The organism is Cryobacterium roopkundense, assembly GCF_014200405.1.
Taxonomy (GTDB): Bacteria; Actinomycetota; Actinomycetes; order Actinomycetales; family Microbacteriaceae; genus Cryobacterium; species Cryobacterium roopkundense.
Window position 1 is genome coordinate 3,917,147 of record NZ_JACHBQ010000001.1, and the last position, 15,940, is coordinate 3,933,086.

General features: G+C 64.2%; 16 protein-coding genes. 9 read left to right on the forward strand and 7 right to left on the reverse strand.

Annotation, left to right across the window (positions count from 1 at the left end):
- Window positions 1–14 precede the first annotated feature (14 nt).
- The 5 genes from rpmB to BJ997_RS18200 all read left to right on the forward strand — a co-directional run bounded on the left by rpmB (window position 15) and on the right by BJ997_RS18200 (window position 3,508).
- Complete coding sequence (rpmB, locus tag BJ997_RS18180) at window positions 15–251, forward strand: 50S ribosomal protein L28 (RefSeq protein WP_035835252.1); 237 nt, start codon at window positions 15–17, stop codon at window positions 249–251.
- Window positions 251–418 (forward strand): 50S ribosomal protein L33, encoded by a 168-nt coding sequence (gene rpmG, locus BJ997_RS18185; RefSeq protein ID WP_035835253.1) that lies wholly within the window; start codon window positions 251–253, stop codon window positions 416–418. Before rpmB ends, rpmG begins: the two co-directional genes overlap by 1 nt.
- Before the next feature lie 2 nt (window positions 419–420).
- On the forward strand, window positions 421–726 hold the full coding sequence (rpsN, locus tag BJ997_RS18190) for a 30S ribosomal protein S14 (protein WP_035835254.1): 306 nt from the start codon (window positions 421–423) through the stop codon (window positions 724–726).
- 381 nt (window positions 727–1,107) lie between these two features.
- Window positions 1,108–1,395, forward strand: a complete 288-nt coding sequence (locus BJ997_RS18195) for an HU family DNA-binding protein (RefSeq protein WP_035835256.1) — start codon at window positions 1,108–1,110, stop codon at window positions 1,393–1,395.
- 139 nt (window positions 1,396–1,534) lie between these two features.
- Window positions 1,535–3,508, forward strand: coding sequence for a bifunctional copper resistance protein CopD/cytochrome c oxidase assembly protein (locus BJ997_RS18200; RefSeq protein ID WP_035835258.1), 1,974 nt, complete (start codon window positions 1,535–1,537; stop codon window positions 3,506–3,508).
- A 66-nt stretch (window positions 3,509–3,574) separates the two neighbouring features.
- Here BJ997_RS18200 and BJ997_RS18205 read toward each other — a convergent pair whose 3' ends face one another.
- Both BJ997_RS18205 and BJ997_RS18210 read right to left on the reverse strand, forming a co-directional pair.
- Window positions 3,575–5,041 (reverse strand): HNH endonuclease signature motif containing protein, encoded by a 1,467-nt coding sequence (locus BJ997_RS18205; protein ID WP_183323650.1) that lies wholly within the window; start codon window positions 5,039–5,041, stop codon window positions 3,575–3,577.
- A gap of 357 nt (window positions 5,042–5,398) precedes the next feature.
- Window positions 5,399–6,442 (reverse strand): hypothetical protein, encoded by a 1,044-nt coding sequence (locus BJ997_RS18210; RefSeq protein ID WP_035837085.1) that lies wholly within the window; start codon window positions 6,440–6,442, stop codon window positions 5,399–5,401.
- A 64-nt stretch (window positions 6,443–6,506) separates the two neighbouring features.
- Between BJ997_RS18210 and BJ997_RS18215 the strand changes: the two genes are divergently transcribed.
- Both BJ997_RS18215 and BJ997_RS18220 read left to right on the forward strand, forming a co-directional pair.
- Window positions 6,507–7,214 carry a Gmad2 immunoglobulin-like domain-containing protein gene (locus BJ997_RS18215; protein WP_035837083.1) on the forward strand — a complete coding sequence of 236 codons (708 nt, stop codon included), beginning with the start codon at window positions 6,507–6,509 and terminating at the stop codon, window positions 7,212–7,214.
- 92 nt (window positions 7,215–7,306) lie between these two features.
- A complete protein-coding gene (locus BJ997_RS18220; protein WP_052542331.1) occupies window positions 7,307–8,632 on the forward strand; it encodes an ATP-dependent DNA helicase in 1,326 nt (441 codons plus the stop codon).
- Between the two features lie 63 nt (window positions 8,633–8,695).
- Here BJ997_RS18220 and BJ997_RS18225 read toward each other — a convergent pair whose 3' ends face one another.
- Both BJ997_RS18225 and BJ997_RS18230 read right to left on the reverse strand, forming a co-directional pair.
- A complete protein-coding gene (locus tag BJ997_RS18225) occupies window positions 8,696–9,250 on the reverse strand; it encodes a hypothetical protein (RefSeq protein WP_052542330.1) in 555 nt (184 codons plus the stop codon).
- 31 nt (window positions 9,251–9,281) lie between these two features.
- Window positions 9,282–9,692 carry a DUF4383 domain-containing protein gene (locus BJ997_RS18230; protein WP_035837082.1) on the reverse strand — a complete coding sequence of 137 codons (411 nt, stop codon included), beginning with the start codon at window positions 9,690–9,692 and terminating at the stop codon, window positions 9,282–9,284.
- A 211-nt stretch (window positions 9,693–9,903) separates the two neighbouring features.
- On the opposite strand from BJ997_RS18230, the gene BJ997_RS18235 reads away from it, so the two are divergent.
- Window positions 9,904–11,169, forward strand: a complete 1,266-nt coding sequence (locus BJ997_RS18235; protein WP_160175885.1) for a serine hydrolase domain-containing protein — start codon at window positions 9,904–9,906, stop codon at window positions 11,167–11,169.
- A 29-nt stretch (window positions 11,170–11,198) separates the two neighbouring features.
- On the opposite strand, the gene BJ997_RS18240 is transcribed toward BJ997_RS18235, so the two are convergent.
- Complete coding sequence (locus tag BJ997_RS18240) at window positions 11,199–11,465, reverse strand: GlsB/YeaQ/YmgE family stress response membrane protein (protein ID WP_035837080.1); 267 nt, start codon at window positions 11,463–11,465, stop codon at window positions 11,199–11,201.
- A gap of 421 nt (window positions 11,466–11,886) precedes the next feature.
- Here BJ997_RS18240 and BJ997_RS18245 point away from each other — a divergent pair, with 421 nt between their 5' ends.
- On the forward strand, window positions 11,887–13,209 hold the full coding sequence (locus tag BJ997_RS18245) for an alkaline phosphatase PhoX (protein ID WP_052542329.1): 1,323 nt from the start codon (window positions 11,887–11,889) through the stop codon (window positions 13,207–13,209).
- 97 nt (window positions 13,210–13,306) lie between these two features.
- Here BJ997_RS18245 and BJ997_RS18250 read toward each other — a convergent pair whose 3' ends face one another.
- Together BJ997_RS18250 and BJ997_RS18255 are read right to left on the reverse strand one after the other, a co-directional pair.
- Window positions 13,307–14,689: an MFS transporter gene (locus BJ997_RS18250; RefSeq protein WP_035837079.1), complete on the reverse strand. Its 1,383-nt coding sequence runs from the start codon at window positions 14,687–14,689 to the stop codon at window positions 13,307–13,309.
- Window positions 14,690–14,728: 39 nt separating this feature from the next.
- The gene (locus BJ997_RS18255; protein WP_035837078.1) at window positions 14,729–15,925 is read right to left on the reverse strand and encodes an acyl-CoA dehydrogenase family protein; all 1,197 of its coding nucleotides are present in this window, start codon (window positions 15,923–15,925) and stop codon (window positions 14,729–14,731) included.
- Window positions 15,926–15,940: the final 15 nt, after the last annotated feature.

The following is a 15,940-nucleotide window of genomic DNA, read 5'->3' on the forward strand; positions in this document are numbered from 1 at the left end:
TAATGGAGGTAACCATGGCATCTGTATGCCAGGTGACCGGAGCTGTTCCCGGCTTCGGACACAACATTTCGCACTCGCACCGACGCACCAAGCGTCGCTTCGACCCGAACGTTCAGAAGAAGACGTACTACGTGCCGTCGCTTCGTCGCAAGGTCACACTGACCCTGTCCGCAAAGGGCATCAAGGTAATTGACGCTCGTGGTATCGAGTCCGTCGTCAAGGACGTTCTCGCTCGTGGGGTGAAGATCTAATGGCTAAGGCACATGACGTCCGTCCGATCATCAAGCTGCGTTCGACGGCCGGAACCGGTTACACGTACGTAACCAAGAAGAACCGTCGCAACAACCCCGACCGTCTCGTACTCAAGAAGTACGACCCGGTCATCCGCAAGCACGTTGACTTCCGTGAGGAGCGCTAAAAATGGCGAAGAAGAGCATGATTGCCAAGAACAACCAGCGCAAGGTCATCGTGGAGCGTTACGCCGCGAAGCGCCTTGAGCTCAAGAAGGCCCTGGTTGACCCGGCCGGCACCGACGAGTCTCGCGAAGAGGCTCGCAAGGGCCTGCAGAAGCTTCCGCGCAACGCGAGCCCGGTGCGCCTGCGCAACCGTGACGCTGTTGACGGTCGCCCCCGCGGACACCTCTCCAAGTTCGGCATCTCGCGCGTACGTTTCCGCGACATGGCGCACCGCGGCGAGCTGCCCGGCATCACCAAGTCCAGCTGGTAACACCCGCTGGCAACCGCTCGGAGTCTGACTCCGGCGGTGAGTAATCATCCAAACGGGATGTCGGCTTCGGCCGACATCCCGTTTTGTGTGTCTGCCGTCTGCCTGCTTCGCTGCCTGCTTCGCTGCCTGCTTCGCTGCCTGCTTCGCTGCCTGCTTCGCTGCCTGCTCGACCGCCCTCCGTTTCGCGGAGAGCGAAAATTGGGGTCCTCAGAGGGTGAAACTGCCTTGAAATGGCCCAAAAACGCCGTAAATCCGGGGTTCTTGGCGTTTCAATGCTAGATTTCAACTCGGTCGATCCGACCAGCGGGGCTTCTCTCTCGAGAAGCATCCGTATAACGAATATCGCTGTTTTTACAGACGAAGGTCCGAGGAGGACACTCAATGGCTGACAAGTCGCTGAACAAGACCGAGCTCGTTGCCAAGGTTGCCGCTGACTCCGGACAGAGCCAGGCTGCCGTTGACGGCGTTCTGAACGCTTTCTTTGCAACCCTCGCCGAGACCGTTGCCGCTGACGGCAAGGTCACCATCCCGGGATGGTTGGGTGTCGAGCGCACCGCAACCGCCGCTCGCACCGGCCGTAACCCGCAGACCGGCGAAGAAATCGCCATCGCTGCCGGCCACCGCGTCAAGCTGACCGCCGGAAGCAAGCTCAAGGCTGCCGCGAAGTAGCTTTCAGCACCTTTCACTAGCGAAAAAGGGCGTCGTCCATTTGGGTCGGTGCCCTTTTTTGTGCCCATTTCCAGCTCGGGGACTGCCCGGGACATCGGGCATGGGGCCAGGTCACGGGTGGCTCGGTTAAGATTGGCTCGTGCCCCGTCTTGTCCGCGTTCTCGGCCCGTCAGTCCTGCTGTTGGTCGCGTTGCTGTCCACCCTTGTCGCCCTCAATTTCGGCGGGGGAGCGGCGGCCCAACTGCTCGCTGACCCGGGACCGGTCGTGCGCTGGGGACTGCCGATCTTCAAGGTGCTCGTCAATGTGAGTGCCGCTGCCACCATCGGCGCTCTCATGCTCGCCCTATTCGCGCTCAGCCCCAAGGAGCGCGAGTTCGGCTTCGCGCTCGACTTCGCCGCGGCGTCCGCAGCCGTCTTCGCTGTTGCGTCGGCCCTCACCGGCTTCTTCACCTTTCTGCAGGTTACGAACGTGCCGGTGAGCCTCGACGATCGATTCAGCGCCACGGTCGGCCAGTTCTTCGGCCAGATCGAGCTCGGCCAGGCCTGGCTCGCCACCACCCTGATCGCCGCTCTGGTGACAGTGCTGTGCTTTGCCGTGCGCAACCAGACCGCACTCGTGTTTGTTTTCGGTATCTCCCTGCTCTCGCTATTGCCGATGGCCCAGCAGGGTCACTCTGCGGGAGCGTCCGGGCACAACGCAGCCATCACGGCCCTCGGCTTGCACCTCGTGTTCGCTGCCATCTGGCTCGGTGGCCTGCTCACGATAGTGCTGCTGCGCAATCACCTCGGCAAGGACAGGCTGGGCGACGTGCTCGGACGATACTCCGCCCTCGCCCTCGTCTCCTTCGTAGTCGTGGCAGCCTCCGGTTACGTGAGCGCCGAATTGCGGGTTGGCACCTGGGAGAACCTGTTCACCCCGTACGGGATCCTCGTGATCGTCAAGGTGGCGGCGCTGATAGCACTCGGCTGCTTCGGCATTCTGTATCGCCGCTACTTCATCGGACGCCTCAAGGCTGCCGATTCGGGTCGGCGCTGGTTCTGGGGGCTCGTCGTGGCCGAGCTCGGCTTCATGGGTCTCGCCTCGGGAGTCGCGGCGGCCCTTGCCCGCACGGCGACGCCCGTGGCGCAGGTCGTTGCCACGCAGGTGCCCACGTCGACCCCGGCGCAGATCCTCACCGGCGAGCCGCTGCCGCCCGAACTCACCTTCGCCCGGTACTTCACCGAGTGGAACGTGGACCTGGCGTGGCTGCTGTTCTGTGCCTTCGGCATCTTCTTCTACCTCGCCGGCGTCTGGCGCCTGCATCGCCGTGGCGACAAGTGGCCCGTGTACCGTTCCGTGCTCTGGGTGAGCGGTCTTGTGGTGCTGTTCTACCTGACGAACGGCGGGCTGAACGTCTATCAGGACTACCTGTTCTCCGCCCACATGCTCATGCACATGATGCTCACCATGCTCGTGCCGGTGCTGCTTGTGCCCGGTGCGCCGGTGACTCTCGCGGCTCGGGCCATCCGCAAGCGCCAGGATGGCAGCAGGGGGGCGCGGGAATGGATTCTGATCGCGGTGCACTCGAAGTTCGCCGGCATCGTGGCCAACCCTCTGGTGGCGGCCGGTCTCTTCGCCGGTTCACTCTGGGTGTTCTACTACACGCCGATCTTCAGCTGGGCAACGACCGACCACATCGGGCATCAGTGGATGATCGTGCATTTCCTGATCACGGGTTATCTGTTCGTGCAGTCCCTGGTCGGCATCGACCCCGTTCCGTTCCGGTTGCCCTACCCCTTCCGTCTGCTGCTCCTGATCGGAACCATGGTCTTCCACGCCTTCTTCGGTGTGGCCCTGATGATGGGCACGAGCCTGCTGCTCGCCGACTGGTATGGCGCCATGGGCCGTACGTGGGGACTCAGCGCGATCGCCGACCAGCAGATGGGCGGCGGTGTGGCATGGGGCGTGGGCGAGCTGCCGACGATCATCGTGGCCGTCGTCGTGGCCGTGCAGTGGAGTCGAAGCGACGTCAAGGAATCGAAGCGATTGGACCGAAACGCCGACCGCACGAATGACGCGGAGCTGGTTGCCTACAACGAGAAGCTCGCCAAAATCGCCGCCCGCGACCGCTAGCCTTCCCACGTGGCGGCATCGGGTACGGAGTTCTAGCCGGCACAGAGTTCTAGCCAGCACAGAGTTCTAGCCCGATGCGGAGCTGGCCATATTGGCGCGGTGGGTGGCGGCGGGCCGCCAGGTGCGGGTGGGGTCCCACAGTACCGGACCCCGCACCTCGGGACGGCCTCGCACCATTCGTATCTCCCACCCCGACGTATCGATGGTGGCGTGGTGGTACCAGCAGAGCAAAGTTCCGTTGTCTATGTCGGTCTTTCCGTGGTGTTGCCACGGGATGATGTGGTGAACTTCGCACCACGCCGCCGCTACCGTGCACCCCGGTATGACGCAGCCTCCGTCGCGGGCTGCGATGGCCCGGCGCTGGGCGGGGGTGAAGAACCGTTTCTTCTCACCCAGTCGGAGCACTTCCCCGTTCTCCCCGAGGATCACGTTCTGATACCCGCCGGCGCACATCTTCTGCCGCACGGTGCGGAGGGAGATGGGTGCCTCCACTCCGTCGACCCACCCGACACCCTGGCCGCTCTTCAGATCGGCGGCGTTCACGTGCACCATCACCACCGGGGCAGCCCCGCCCATGATGGGCGTTCCCGCCGCCCGTGACGCGGCGTCGAACACCCCGCGGAGGATATCCGCTCGTTTCTCACCGCCGGTGCGCGGGTCGTCGAACTCTTCAGCCCCGGGGATCAGTTCTCCGGCTTCGATCAGTGCCTGCTGCTCCGCACTGGGGAACGCGGGGGCCGCGTGGGCCGAGAGGAACGTGTTGAAGATGCCGTCCATGATGCCCTTGAGTTCCGGCGTTACCGCGCCGCGCAGCGGATACAGCCCGGCCTTGAAACGGCCGAACCCGACGGTGCTCTTCGCCGCCGTCGCATCGTCACTGGGTGCGGCGCCGTCGGGGTCGAGTCGCGCTTCCCATTCGTGGGCCTGCGCCCGGATCAGGTCGGCGGAGAACGCGATCCCCGCCCCCGGCAGCCCCTCGGTCTCGGGCGTGATCGCTCCCGTCGCCGACGCCATCAGCGCCCGCTCCGCCCGATCCAAAACCTCCGGAGCGACCCGCCGCGACAGCGGCTCGAGGGCCGTCACAATCACCTCCGCCGCATCCACCCCCAACTCACCCGACGCGAGCCCCTCGGCGACGGCCGGGTGCTGCACCGGGATCTCCTGCCCCAGCAGCCCGCTGGCGGCGGTCGCGGCCCCACTGATCAAGCCGCCGAGCCGCATCCGCCGCTTCGCCTCAGAACCCGACACCCTCGTCACGGCGGTGATCAGCTCGTACTTACCCCGACATCCGTTCTTATACGCCAGCGACTCATGACCCAACGCCGAATCGGCCCGGGTGGCGACATCTGTCGCCGACGCCACCCGAGCCCCATCAACCCGGCGACCAATCTTCTCCACCACCCCCATCACCGCCAGTGAGCCCTCCTCACGGAGCCCCGCGTAGTCCACCTCCGCCAACGCAGCAGCAACCGAGGCCTCGGCCCTCTCCAACTGGGCGATCACCTCGGCATCTGATTTCCGCGTCTTCAACATGCATCCATTCTCCCACCAATCGAATACAAAAACGAGGAAAACTCACAGAAAGGCATCAATAATCGAATCTAAATTCCCCTCATGGGTCATGCATTTCCGCGACCGACGAGGACCCTGACGCGACCACCCGGGGTAGCTGACCGCTGCGGGTGCAAGTGCGCGGCGTCTTGCGCGCGCGACGGGACGGGCTGTCGTGTGGTGGCCCTGTGCGGCAGCGCCCCATTGACTCACTCTCGCGTGTGATTGCGTGGCCTGCCGTAGGTGTTCACCGCGACCGTCGCCCGCGTCGATGTACTCGTCATCGGCGGCCGGGCCGGCTCACGCTGAAACCCCGACAAATTACAACTACAACACCGACTAGTGCAGCTGAATGGCCAGCGCGCCGCCGGGCTGGATGCTGACGCTCAAGCCCATGGTGAACGGTACGTTCTCGTCGCGGGTCTCGATGCTGCCGTCGAAGAGGGACTGCACCTCCACTTCGATGTGGGCTTGCCCGAGTGTGCCGGGCATCTCGAAGCGGTCGTCACCGGCGGCAAGGGAGACGACCGGGTAGTCCGCGATCGACCAGGTCGGAGCTTTCAGAACACGGTTGTCGATGGTGATGCCGAACGGGCAGCTCGTGGGCTGCAGCACGGTTTGGGTGGCGCAGGTGTCGAGGAAGCCGTTCAGTTCGCCCTGAACCTGCGCAATGAATGCCTCATTCGGCATGGCGTCCACGGACACTTCGGTGAGCCCCGGCGTGGTCACGGGAACCGGCGCGGGTGCCGCCGCGAGCAGGGTGGACTCGTGGCTGAACGTGTACCGTGCGGGCGCGAAGGCGAGGTAGGTGGCCTCGTTGGAGAACGAGGCCGGCGCATCCGCTACGGCGTGCGCGCGAGTATCGAGCGTCAGGCCATTCACGGAGAAGGTCGACTCGTGCTGCACGGTGACGGCGAGCTGGGCGAGCGGGCTCTCGGCAAAGCGCCAGCTGTCGAAAACGCCGGCAAACTTACCCGTGCTCTGCACGGAGAAGTGCATTGTCGAGGACTCCCCGTCGAGGTCGAAATTGTAGACCACCGCGTGTACTCCCGGCGCCGACTCCGCATCGCTCACGAGCGTGATGTCGGTGATTTTGCCCAGAACGGATGCCCGCAGCAGGGTTTTCGGCAGGTCTGTCGTGATCCCGGCCGACTCCAAAGCCGCCTTCGTGGGCATGACGCCGTCGAGTTCGAGGGCGCCCGCGGTGTCCGTGCGGGCCAGGGCATCGAGATACTGGCGCACGAAACCGCCGGCGCTGTAGACCTCTTTATTGAGGGATCCGATCGCGGCGAATAGTGCCCCTACCAGCAGGGCAGCCACGATGGCCACCGCACCCGTGGCTCGTAAGACCGCTGTACGGTGCTTTCGGTCAACTACGCTCACCCCAATATCCTACGGGCGAGCCGGCCGCGCTACACTCACGGCAGAATCGAGGAAGAAGACGATCATGTCCAGTCGCCGTGGCCTCTCGCTGATTGCCGTGGCCGCTCTCGTGCTCGTGATCGGCGTCGGGTGCGCGAGTGAGGACCCCGCTCCGACAGCATCACCGTCACCCACGGAGAGCACGGCCGACTCCACGGTATCCACGCCAGTGGAGCTGAGCGAAACGGCGGATACCTTTGAGGCTGCATTAACGGTGGATGCCCTCGATGCCGCGGGCAAACAATTGTGCGTGCGCAGCATTCTGGCCACGTCCGGCTCGGGGACACCGGGAACATGGCGGACGATGCTGGCCTTCGCGCCGCCATCGACGGCCACTCCGGTCACCCTGCGCGCCTACGATTTCAGCGCGAAAGACGGCTCGATGCAGAACCTCGTGCAGCGGCCGGTCACAGTTTCTGCTGACCATCCGGCCATCTACATCACGTCGCCGACGTGCGGCTCGGAGGTTGCTCCGGGATCGGTTCTGAAGGTAACGGGACGGGCACTCGTCTTCGAGGCCATGTTCACCGTCGAGCTACGAGACTCCGTGGGTGCCACGATTGTCAACACGGAAGTCACCGCCGAATCCGGCACGGAGGAATCCAACTTCACGGCCGACCTGGCCGTGCCGGCGGATGCCGTGAGTGGGTACTACGACCTGGTGGCTTTCGATAACAGTGCCAAGGACGGCAGCGTGATCGATGAATTCTCGATCCAGTTGCTCGTGCAGTGAGACGGCGCCCGTAGGCCCGTTACAGTGGAATGAGCGAGCCGCAGGCACGATTGTGCTCTCGGGAAAGTCCTGTGTTCTACCGAAAGTACTGAGTGTCTGAGATCCCACTGTCCCGTGAACAGGCCGCAGTCTTCGCGGCCATCGAGGGCACCCGCCAGAACGTGTTCGTGACCGGACGGGCCGGAACCGGAAAATCCACTCTGCTCAACCACCTGTCGTGGAACACGAGTAAACAGATCGTCATCGCCGCGCCCACGGGAGTCGCCGCGCTGAACGTGGGCGGACAGACCATCCACTCCCTGTTCCGCTTGCCCATCGGAGTGATTGCCGACAGCCCGATCGACCAGAACGACCAGGTACGCAAACTTCTCAACACCATCGACACCCTCGTGATAGACGAGGTCTCCATGGTGAACGCCGATCTGATGGACGCGATCGACCGCAGCCTGCGCCAGGCACGCCAGCGCCCCCACGACACGTTCGGTGGTGTGCAGATCGTGCTCTTCGGCGACCCGTACCAGCTGGCGCCCGTGCCCGGCGGCCCTGAGGAACGGGCCTACTTCGCCGATCATTATCGATCCATGTGGTTCTTCGACGCCAAGATCTGGCGCGACGCCGAGCTGCGCATCGTTGAGCTCACCGAGATCCACCGGCAGAGCGACTCTGACTTCAAGCTGATGCTGAACGCCGTGCGGCACGGGCAGGTAACCCCCGAAATCGGCGGTGCTCTCAATGCGGCCGGCGGCAGGACCCCGCCGACGGAAGGAGTGATCACTCTCGCCACGCGCAATGATTCGGTGAACCGGATCAACGCATCCGCTCTTAAACGACTGTCCGGCAAGTCGCTCACGGCGAAGGCCGACGTCACGGGCGATTTCGGGGGGCGCACGTTCCCCGCCGACGAGGTGCTCGAACTCAAGGTGGGCGCGCAGGTGATGTTCCTGCGCAACGACTCACCGCTCGACGGCGGGCCGCGCTGGGTGAACGGCACGATCGGAACGGTGACGAAGGTCGACTCGACAGTTTTCGTGGAGGTCGACGGCCAGACCCACGAGGTGGAGCCAGCCGTGTGGGAGAAGTACAAGTACACCTACAACGCCGCCACGAAGAAGCTCAGAAAGGATGTCGTAGCCGAATTCACCCAGTTTCCGCTTCGACTGGCGTGGGCCGTGACCATTCACAAGTCGCAGGGCGCCACTTACGAGCGGGCCGTGGTGGACCTGGGAGCGCGGGTATTCAGCCCCGGTCAGACCTACGTGGCCCTCAGTCGACTCACGAGCCTTGATGGGCTCTACCTCACCCGGCCCCTGCGCCCGAGCGACATCATCGTGGATGAAAACGTGCAGCGCTTCATGAACATTCCGCCCATGGAGGCGCCGGGACTCGTGCCGGGGGTGCCGGGGGTGCCGGGGGCTTAACGGGATAATGCGCGCGCTCTGTTGATCGAGCGTGCGCATTATCCGGCGGTGCGGTGCCTGAAGCTAGTGGCCGTCGTGACTTCCGCCCGCGGGAACCTCGACGCCGGGAACCGAATGCGATCCGTGTGGAGTGGCATACAGTCCGGCATTCGTGGCGGCCAGGGCCGGGGTGGTGAGGCCGGAGAAGATCAGGCCGCCCAGTACGAGGGCCGTCATGAACTTCCAACCGGATGCCGGTGCCTGCGTTACCGTCGCTGCACCGTCAGATGACGTGCGTGCGATCAGAGCGAGGGAGACGGCAAGGAAAACGTTGAAAGCGGACGCCACGAACATGGGGAACAGTGGCAGTCCGGTGGATGCCGCGGTGACTCCCAGTCCGCTTCCGAGGGTGGCGGTCGCGGCCCACACTGCGACCGGAACCAGGGTGGCTCCGAGGGCGACTCGTTGGACGACGAGGCGGCCGGTAGAGAGAGCGGCGACGCCCCAGCCGATTTCGGCGATGCCGAACCCGACCAGCAGAACCGAAAGGGGGAAAGGAGCCCCTGCCCCGACAGCGAGGTGGATGAGTCCCGCACCGAGGGCAGAGAAGGCAAGCCAAAGACGTATTGCCGGGGCCACGAGGGGCTCCTTTCCTGAGGGAGGATCGAGACTAGGCCGTTGCGGTCTTCTGAACGGACTTGTCTGCTCCCAGGCCGACTCCGAGCAGCACGATTGCGCTGGCGAGGTGCAGGAAGTGGTCGGCGGTGTTCAGGGCGAGGATGTTGAGGCTCGTGCCCACGAGGAAGAACCCGACGATACCGAGCAGCAGGTACACCGCACCGATGGTCGTGTTCGTGGCCTTCGCGGCCGAGACGCTCGACAGGCCGGCTATCAGCAAGGCCGCGCCGATCAAGAGGTGAGCGACGTTGTGCAAGGGGTTGACCTCGAAGATTCCGAGGATCAAGCCACCGGACGTCGCGACGAACGAAACTCCGCCCGTATACGCGAAGCCGAGCAGTCCGACGAGCAGATACACCGCACCGAAAATGGTGCCGATCAGGCGGTTGGGTGATTTAGTCATTTCGATTGCCTCCTGTAGATTCCACGGCGAACCCGTGTCTTGTCTATCTATTCGGAGATCCAGTCGACTCGGATTGGTTTCACAGGGAGCAATTTTCAGTCGGAGGCTCCGTCAGTGCGAACTATATCGCTTTAGTCAAGATTTCAATAGGTGTTTCACCTGTGCGCGACCCGCGAGTACGCTCCGGATTCGAGAGCGAGGTGGGCGCACCATGAAGATTCCCGCAGGGCGGCGAATGAATCGTGTGTCGGTGATTCGTGTCGCCGTGCTCGTGAGTGCCTGCCTCCTGCTGTCGGGCTGCACCGGGGATGCGACGGCGTATGGGGAGCGCGACGAGGCGCTTCCGGGCCAGATCACGAGCCAGTTGGAAGCGGCGGTGAACGGCGCGATGGCGCAGGCGGACGCATCCGGTGCCATCGTGGGCGTCTGGGTTCCGTGGGCGGGCCGGTGGGTTGAATCGCCCGGCACGACCACGCGGGGTGGCAGCACACCGCTCACGACGGACATGCGTTTTCGGATCGGCACGAACACCACGGCCATGACCTGCACCGTGCTCCTCAAGCTCGTGGATGACGGTCGGGTCGCACTCGACGACGAGGTGTCGACGTATCTGCCCGCAATCGTGGGGCTTTCGGGTGTCACGTTGGCTCAGCTGTGCCGAAACACGTCGGGTCTGCCCGACTTCACCCCTCTGCTAACGCGGCAATTCGTGAACACGCCCACTCGCCAATGGCCCGCGCGGGAGCTCGTTGCGAATGCGTTGGGCAATCCGCGCGTGGCCGCTCCGGGAGCGGTCTGGGCGGGATCTGATACCGGTATCGTGCTTCTCGGCATGGCCCTGGAGGCGGCCTCGGGGCAGAGCTGGAACTCGCTCTATCACCAGTACATCTTCGACCCACTCGGCCTCTCGGACACGTCCTACCCCGATTCCGAGGAACTGACCATTCCCGGTGCGCATCCGCACGGATACGCCGCCCTGGGCACCTGTGCCGACGTGCGCGACACAACGGAGATCACGAATTCGGTGGCCGGCGTGGCCGGCGGGGTGGTGTCGACCCTCGGCGACCTCAAAACCTGGGTGCAGGCGTTGGTTGGCGCGGGGTTGCTGAGCCCTGAATCGGTCGAAGCCCAGTGGACGACCGTGCCGGCCGGTGACTCGGCGCCGTCCTGGCAGGGATACGGCGTCGGTGTGTGGCGCCTCGGTGCGTTGCGGGGGAGCGCGGGCACCATTCCGGGCTTCCTGTCGGCGGCGTTCGCCGACCCGGCGACCGGACTGACCGTTGTGGTGATGCTGAATAATTCCACGGCCGGAGTCGGCTTCATTCGCGGGCTTGCCCAACAGCTCGCGGCAATTGCCTCCAAGGCTCCTCGGGTCGAGGGCGGGCCTGCGCCGACGGTGGGGCTGCCGTGGTCGGCGGAGCAGGCAGGGGCTGGCCTCGCCTCAGCCCCATGCCCGGCCAAGGCGCCTGCCGGGTGAGCCCGGGTGAGTTCCGGTAGAGCAGCGGACTACGACTTGGTCTTGCGCCCTGCTACCGCCGCGTAGGCGATGAGGAGGAGCAGTGATCCGCCGATTGCGAGCACCCAGGTGCGGAGGTCGAAAAACGTTCCGAGTTCGACACCGAAGATCAGCCCCCCGAGATAGCCGCCGAGTGTTGCGCCGAGCACGCCAAGAAGCAGGGTGATGAACCACCCGCCGCTCTGTCGGCCCGGGAGGATCGCCTTGGCGATGGCGCCGGCGATGAGACCGAGAAGGAGGAATCCGAGAAAGCTCATGTGACTGCCCTTCGATTCGAGTGTCGAGTAAGTCGGCATGAGTTTATCCGGATGGCCGGTTGCTGATCCGAGCAAAACCGGTGTTTTTCGCGACACGCCGTATTTCGCGGACGGCGCACCTCGGTAATTTTCCTCAGGCGTTCACACACCTCGCGCTCATTGACGCGGCGACCAGACTCATCGAAGCCGAGCGGGTTCGCGCCGCCTCGGCAGACAACGACGGGATGGAGGAGTACATGCGGTGACGGCAGGTGGTGGGTGCGCGGTGCGGAACTACCGCACCGGACCTTTGCCGGGGGCCGCGCCACCGTGATGTGAGGAGCTTCCGGGTGTCATCGGGGCGATGACCGTTGGTTGCCCGGAGTTCACCTGATGACCCTACTGTCGAGAAGTTCTCAGTAACCGACACAGGAAGACAGCCATGCTCAAGAAGATCGCCACCGGCGCAGTTTTTGTATCCCTCATGCTCAGTCTCGCTACCGCGGCCCAGGCGGATCCGGCCGCACCGAAGGGAGGCCCGGAGCGCGACGACCGCGAACACTCGAACAAGGAGCATTCCGACAAGAAGGACCCCTCCTACGACTCCGCGCACGGGTCGTTCTCGTTTACGGCCTTGGATGGCTCGGCGTATGGGCAGGCAAGCAGCGACTGGACCGTTCCCTACCTCGTGCCTGCCGGCTTCTCGCAGACGATGGTGCAGGACGAGACGGTTCTCGACGTCTACCCGGGCGTCTCAGACCTGCATGACATGAACACTCAGAACGAGACCGGCCGTGAGGCCGGTCGCTACATGTACAACACGTACGAGGTGAACGCTAACGGTGCCGTTGCCGTCACCGACCTCACGACGGGCAAGGCCACGGTAATCGCACAGCGCGCCGACTGGAATCGGTTGGACGGCATTCGCTGGACGACGTGGGGCACCCTGCTCATCACCGAGGAAACGGCGGGCGGCAAAGTGTACGAGCTCTTCCTCGACAAGAAGGACCTGACGAAGGTCACCAGAATCGAGGAGCGCACGGCACTTGGCAGCCTGCGCCACGAGGGCATCGACGTAGACAAGGCCGGCAACGTGTATGTGATCGACGAGCTCAACGGCGGCTCGATCTACAAGTTCGTGCCGACCCACAAGGGAGACCTGTCGGCCGGCCAGCTGTACGCACTGAAGCTGACGGGCCTCTCAGCTGCCGATCAGCTCTGGAACCCGGCCACGTTCACGAACAAGGTGGGCGCGTTCGAGTGGGTTGCCCTCGACCAGAATCAGGTTGTAACGGATGCCGATGTGGCGTCGAACGCTGTCGCCGCGACCGAGTTCGGTCGTCCCGAAGACGTGGAAATCATTGGGAGCACGCTGTACGTGGCGAACACCTCTGAGGATCGCGTGATCGCGATCGACCTGAAAAAGAACGTGCTCACCTCCTTCGTCGAGGCCGGGGTCAACGTGCCGGTCGAGGACCAGGCTGCTGGCGTGACGGGCCTCAACAGTCCGGACAACCTAGCCGAAGGACCCGATGGAGCCCTCTGGATCGTCGAGGACAACGGCTTCAGCGACATCTTCCGCGCCGATGCTCGCACGAATCAGGCCGGCAACTCCCAGAGCGTCGACCTCTTCGCATCCCTGACCGACCAGGGCGCCGAGACCACCGGCATCTACTTCGGGAAGAACCCCAGAGAGCTCTTCGTGAGCCTGCAGCACCCCGACAAGGCCCTCGCTGACGGCATCTGGAAGATCAGCAAGGACTAGTCAGGTCTACCCAAAACTAAAACCGGGGAATTTCGCGACACACCAGCCCGATTTCGACGGCGTGTCTCAGATTCCCCGGTTTTAGTGTGAGGCAGAGCTACCTGGCGGAGGCTTTCGACGTGGCCGGAGCCCTGACTACCGCGATCGACGAGGTGTCTTCGAGTGAGCGACCCTTGGTCTCGACCGCCCAGAAGTACGTGACCCCGAAGCCGATCAGGGTAAGGATGGCCCCGGCGAGCATCACGCCGCTCACGCCGAAGTGTTCGAGGCCGATCGGCATCAGGAAGGTGCCGGTCGCCGCTCCGATCCGGCTGATCGCCACAACGATACCGACCGCGGTGGCGCGAATCTCGGTGGGGAACAGCTCGTTGGGGTAAATCCATTCCATCAGGCTCGGGCCGCCGGACACGAAGGCATAGAAGCAGAAGGCCAGCAGCACTAACCAGATGGGGCCGTTGGGTAGCAACCAGAGTGCAAGCAGGGGGAGCGACATCAGCGCGAACGGGATCACGGTCATCTGTCGTCGCCCGAGCGTTTCGACCGGCTTGAGGGCGGCCGCATTGCCCAGCACGAAGAGGGCGCTGATCACGGCCGTTCCGATGATGTCGAGGCTGCCGCCCTCGAGCCCCATGGAGAGCAGGATCATCGGGCCGAAAATGTAGATCGCGTACTGCGGGGTGATCTGGGCGAAGTACAGCACGCCGCACATGACAGTGCGTTTGAGGTATTTGCGGCTGAGAACCAGGCGGATCGCTTCTCCAGTAGGGAGGGTCTTGTCCTCGTTGGTTTCGTTGTGCGCCGACAGGTCCACGCGGCGACCATAGACCTGCTCGATGATGTCCTGGGCCTCGTCGATCCGGCCCTTCTGGATGAGCCAGCGCGGGGACTCCGGAATTCCCCGACGGATGACCACCACGATGAATCCAAGGATCGCGCCGCTGAAGAGCATCCAGCGCCACAGTTCGTACCCTCCCGAGAGGGAGACGATGAGCCAGCCCACCAGGAACGCGGACATGGCGCCGAGCCCCCAGGCCAGCGCGGACAGGCCGATCATGTAGCCGCGCTTTTTCACGGGGGTGAACTCAGTCAGCAGCGACGTCGCGATCGGGTAGTCCGCGCCGATGGCCAGCCCGATGACGAACCGCAGCACGATCAGCTGCCACGGACCCTGCACGAACGACGTCATCAGGCACGCGCCGACAAGCACGAGCAGGTCGACCGCGTACATCTTCTCGCGGCCGATCCGGTCGGTGAGTGAGCCGAAGATGATGGCACCAAAGAACATGCCGATGAGGGAAGCGGCGCCGATCAGGCCGACCTGAAGCGGTGTCGCCGGGAACTCGGCGAGGAAGCCGATCATGGCCACGCCGATCAGGCTCAGGATGTAGCCGTCGAGAAAGGGGCCGCCGCAGCAGGCGACCAGCAGTTTTTGGTGGAATTTCGAGGTGGGGGCCTCGTCCATGATGGCAAGCGAACTCATGCGAACTCCTTTGACTGAGTCGGGTGGTGGGTCAGCGAACTAGCGAAAGGCTGGAAGGCCCGTGATGTGGTTGCCGATGATGAGGGTGTGCACCTCGTCGGTGCCCTCGTACGTGCGCACGCTCTCGAGGTTGTTGGCGTGCCGCAGCGGCGAGTAGTCGAGGGTGATGCCGTTGCCGCCGAGGATCGTGCGGGCTTCGCGGCAGATCGCGATGGCCTCGCGGCAGTTGTTGAGCTTGCCGATGGAGATCTGGTGCGGCTTCAGCCGCCCGGCGTCTTTCAGCCGACCCAGCTGCAGCGCGAGCAGGGTTCCCTTGTTGATTTCAAGGGCCATGTCCACGAGCTTCTGTTGGGTGAGCTGGTAGCCCGCGAGGGGCTTGTCGAAGGGCATCCGCTCCTGGGAGTAGGCCAGGGCGGTGAGGTAGCTGTCGCGTGCGGCCCCCATTGCACCCCAGATGATGCCGTAGCGAGCCTCGTTGAGGCATTCGAACGGCCCACGTAGGCCGGCGGCTTTCGGCAGCATGGCGTCGGCGGGCAGCCGAACGTTGTCGAGCTCGATCTCGCACTGGATCGACGCACGCATCGACAGCTTGTGGCTGATGGCGGTGGCTGTGAACCCTGGAGTGTCGGTGGGAACGACGAAGCCGCGCACGCCCTCCTCGGTCATGGCCCAGATCACGGCGACCTGCGCGACGGTGGCCAGGCCGATCCAACGCTTGGTGCCGCTGATCACCCAATCGGTGCCGTCCCGGCGGGCGAAGGTACTCATGCTGCCCGGGTCGGAGCCCGCGGCTGGTTCGGTGAGGCCGAAACAACCGATCGCCAGGCCGGCGGCCATCTTCGGGAGCCACTCGTTCTTCTGCTCCTCCGAGCCGTGCCTGTGGATTGCGCTCATGGCGAGCGAGCCCTGCACGCTGACGAAGGTACGTAGCCCGGAATCGCCCGCCTCAAGCTCGAGGGCGGCGAGGCCGTACTCCACGGAGCTGCGACCGGGACAGCCGTAGCCCTTCAGGTGCATGCCGAGCAGTCCGAGCTTGGCCATCTGCGGCACGATCTCGAGGGGAAAGACGGCGTCTTCGTACCACTGCGCGATATTCGGCTTAATCTGCGTGTCAACGAATGCACGAACGGATGCCCGCAGCGCGATCTCGTCGCTCGTGAGCAGCGAGTCGATATCGATGAGGTCGGCGAGGTCTGTTTGGTCTGGTGTGACGCTGAGGTCGAGTACGTCTGTCATGGGATCACTCTCTTC

Bases quoted from the DNA above. Each gene is read 5' to 3' on its own strand.
- rpmB (WP_035835252.1), top strand. From the start codon at position 15: ATGGCATCTGTATGCCAGGTGACCGGAGCTGTTCCCGGCTTCGGACAC.
- rpmG (WP_035835253.1), top strand. From the start codon at position 251: ATGGCTAAGGCACATGACGTCCGTCCGATCATCAAGCTGCGTTCGACG.
- rpsN (WP_035835254.1), top strand. From the start codon at position 421: ATGGCGAAGAAGAGCATGATTGCCAAGAACAACCAGCGCAAGGTCATC.
- BJ997_RS18195 (WP_035835256.1), top strand. From the start codon at position 1,108: ATGGCTGACAAGTCGCTGAACAAGACCGAGCTCGTTGCCAAGGTTGCC.
- BJ997_RS18205 (WP_183323650.1), bottom strand. From the start codon at position 5,041: ATGTTGAAGACGCGGAAATCAGATGCCGAGGTGATCGCCCAGTTGGAG.
- BJ997_RS18215 (WP_035837083.1), top strand. From the start codon at position 6,507: ATGTCCAGTCGCCGTGGCCTCTCGCTGATTGCCGTGGCCGCTCTCGTG.
- BJ997_RS18230 (WP_035837082.1), bottom strand. From the start codon at position 9,692: ATGACTAAATCACCCAACCGCCTGATCGGCACCATTTTCGGTGCGGTG.
- BJ997_RS18235 (WP_160175885.1), top strand. From the start codon at position 9,904: ATGAAGATTCCCGCAGGGCGGCGAATGAATCGTGTGTCGGTGATTCGT.
- BJ997_RS18240 (WP_035837080.1), bottom strand. From the start codon at position 11,465: ATGAGCTTTCTCGGATTCCTCCTTCTCGGTCTCATCGCCGGCGCCATC.
- BJ997_RS18245 (WP_052542329.1), top strand. From the start codon at position 11,887: ATGCTCAAGAAGATCGCCACCGGCGCAGTTTTTGTATCCCTCATGCTC.
- BJ997_RS18250 (WP_035837079.1), bottom strand. From the start codon at position 14,689: ATGAGTTCGCTTGCCATCATGGACGAGGCCCCCACCTCGAAATTCCAC.
- BJ997_RS18255 (WP_035837078.1), bottom strand. From the start codon at position 15,925: ATGACAGACGTACTCGACCTCAGCGTCACACCAGACCAAACAGACCTC.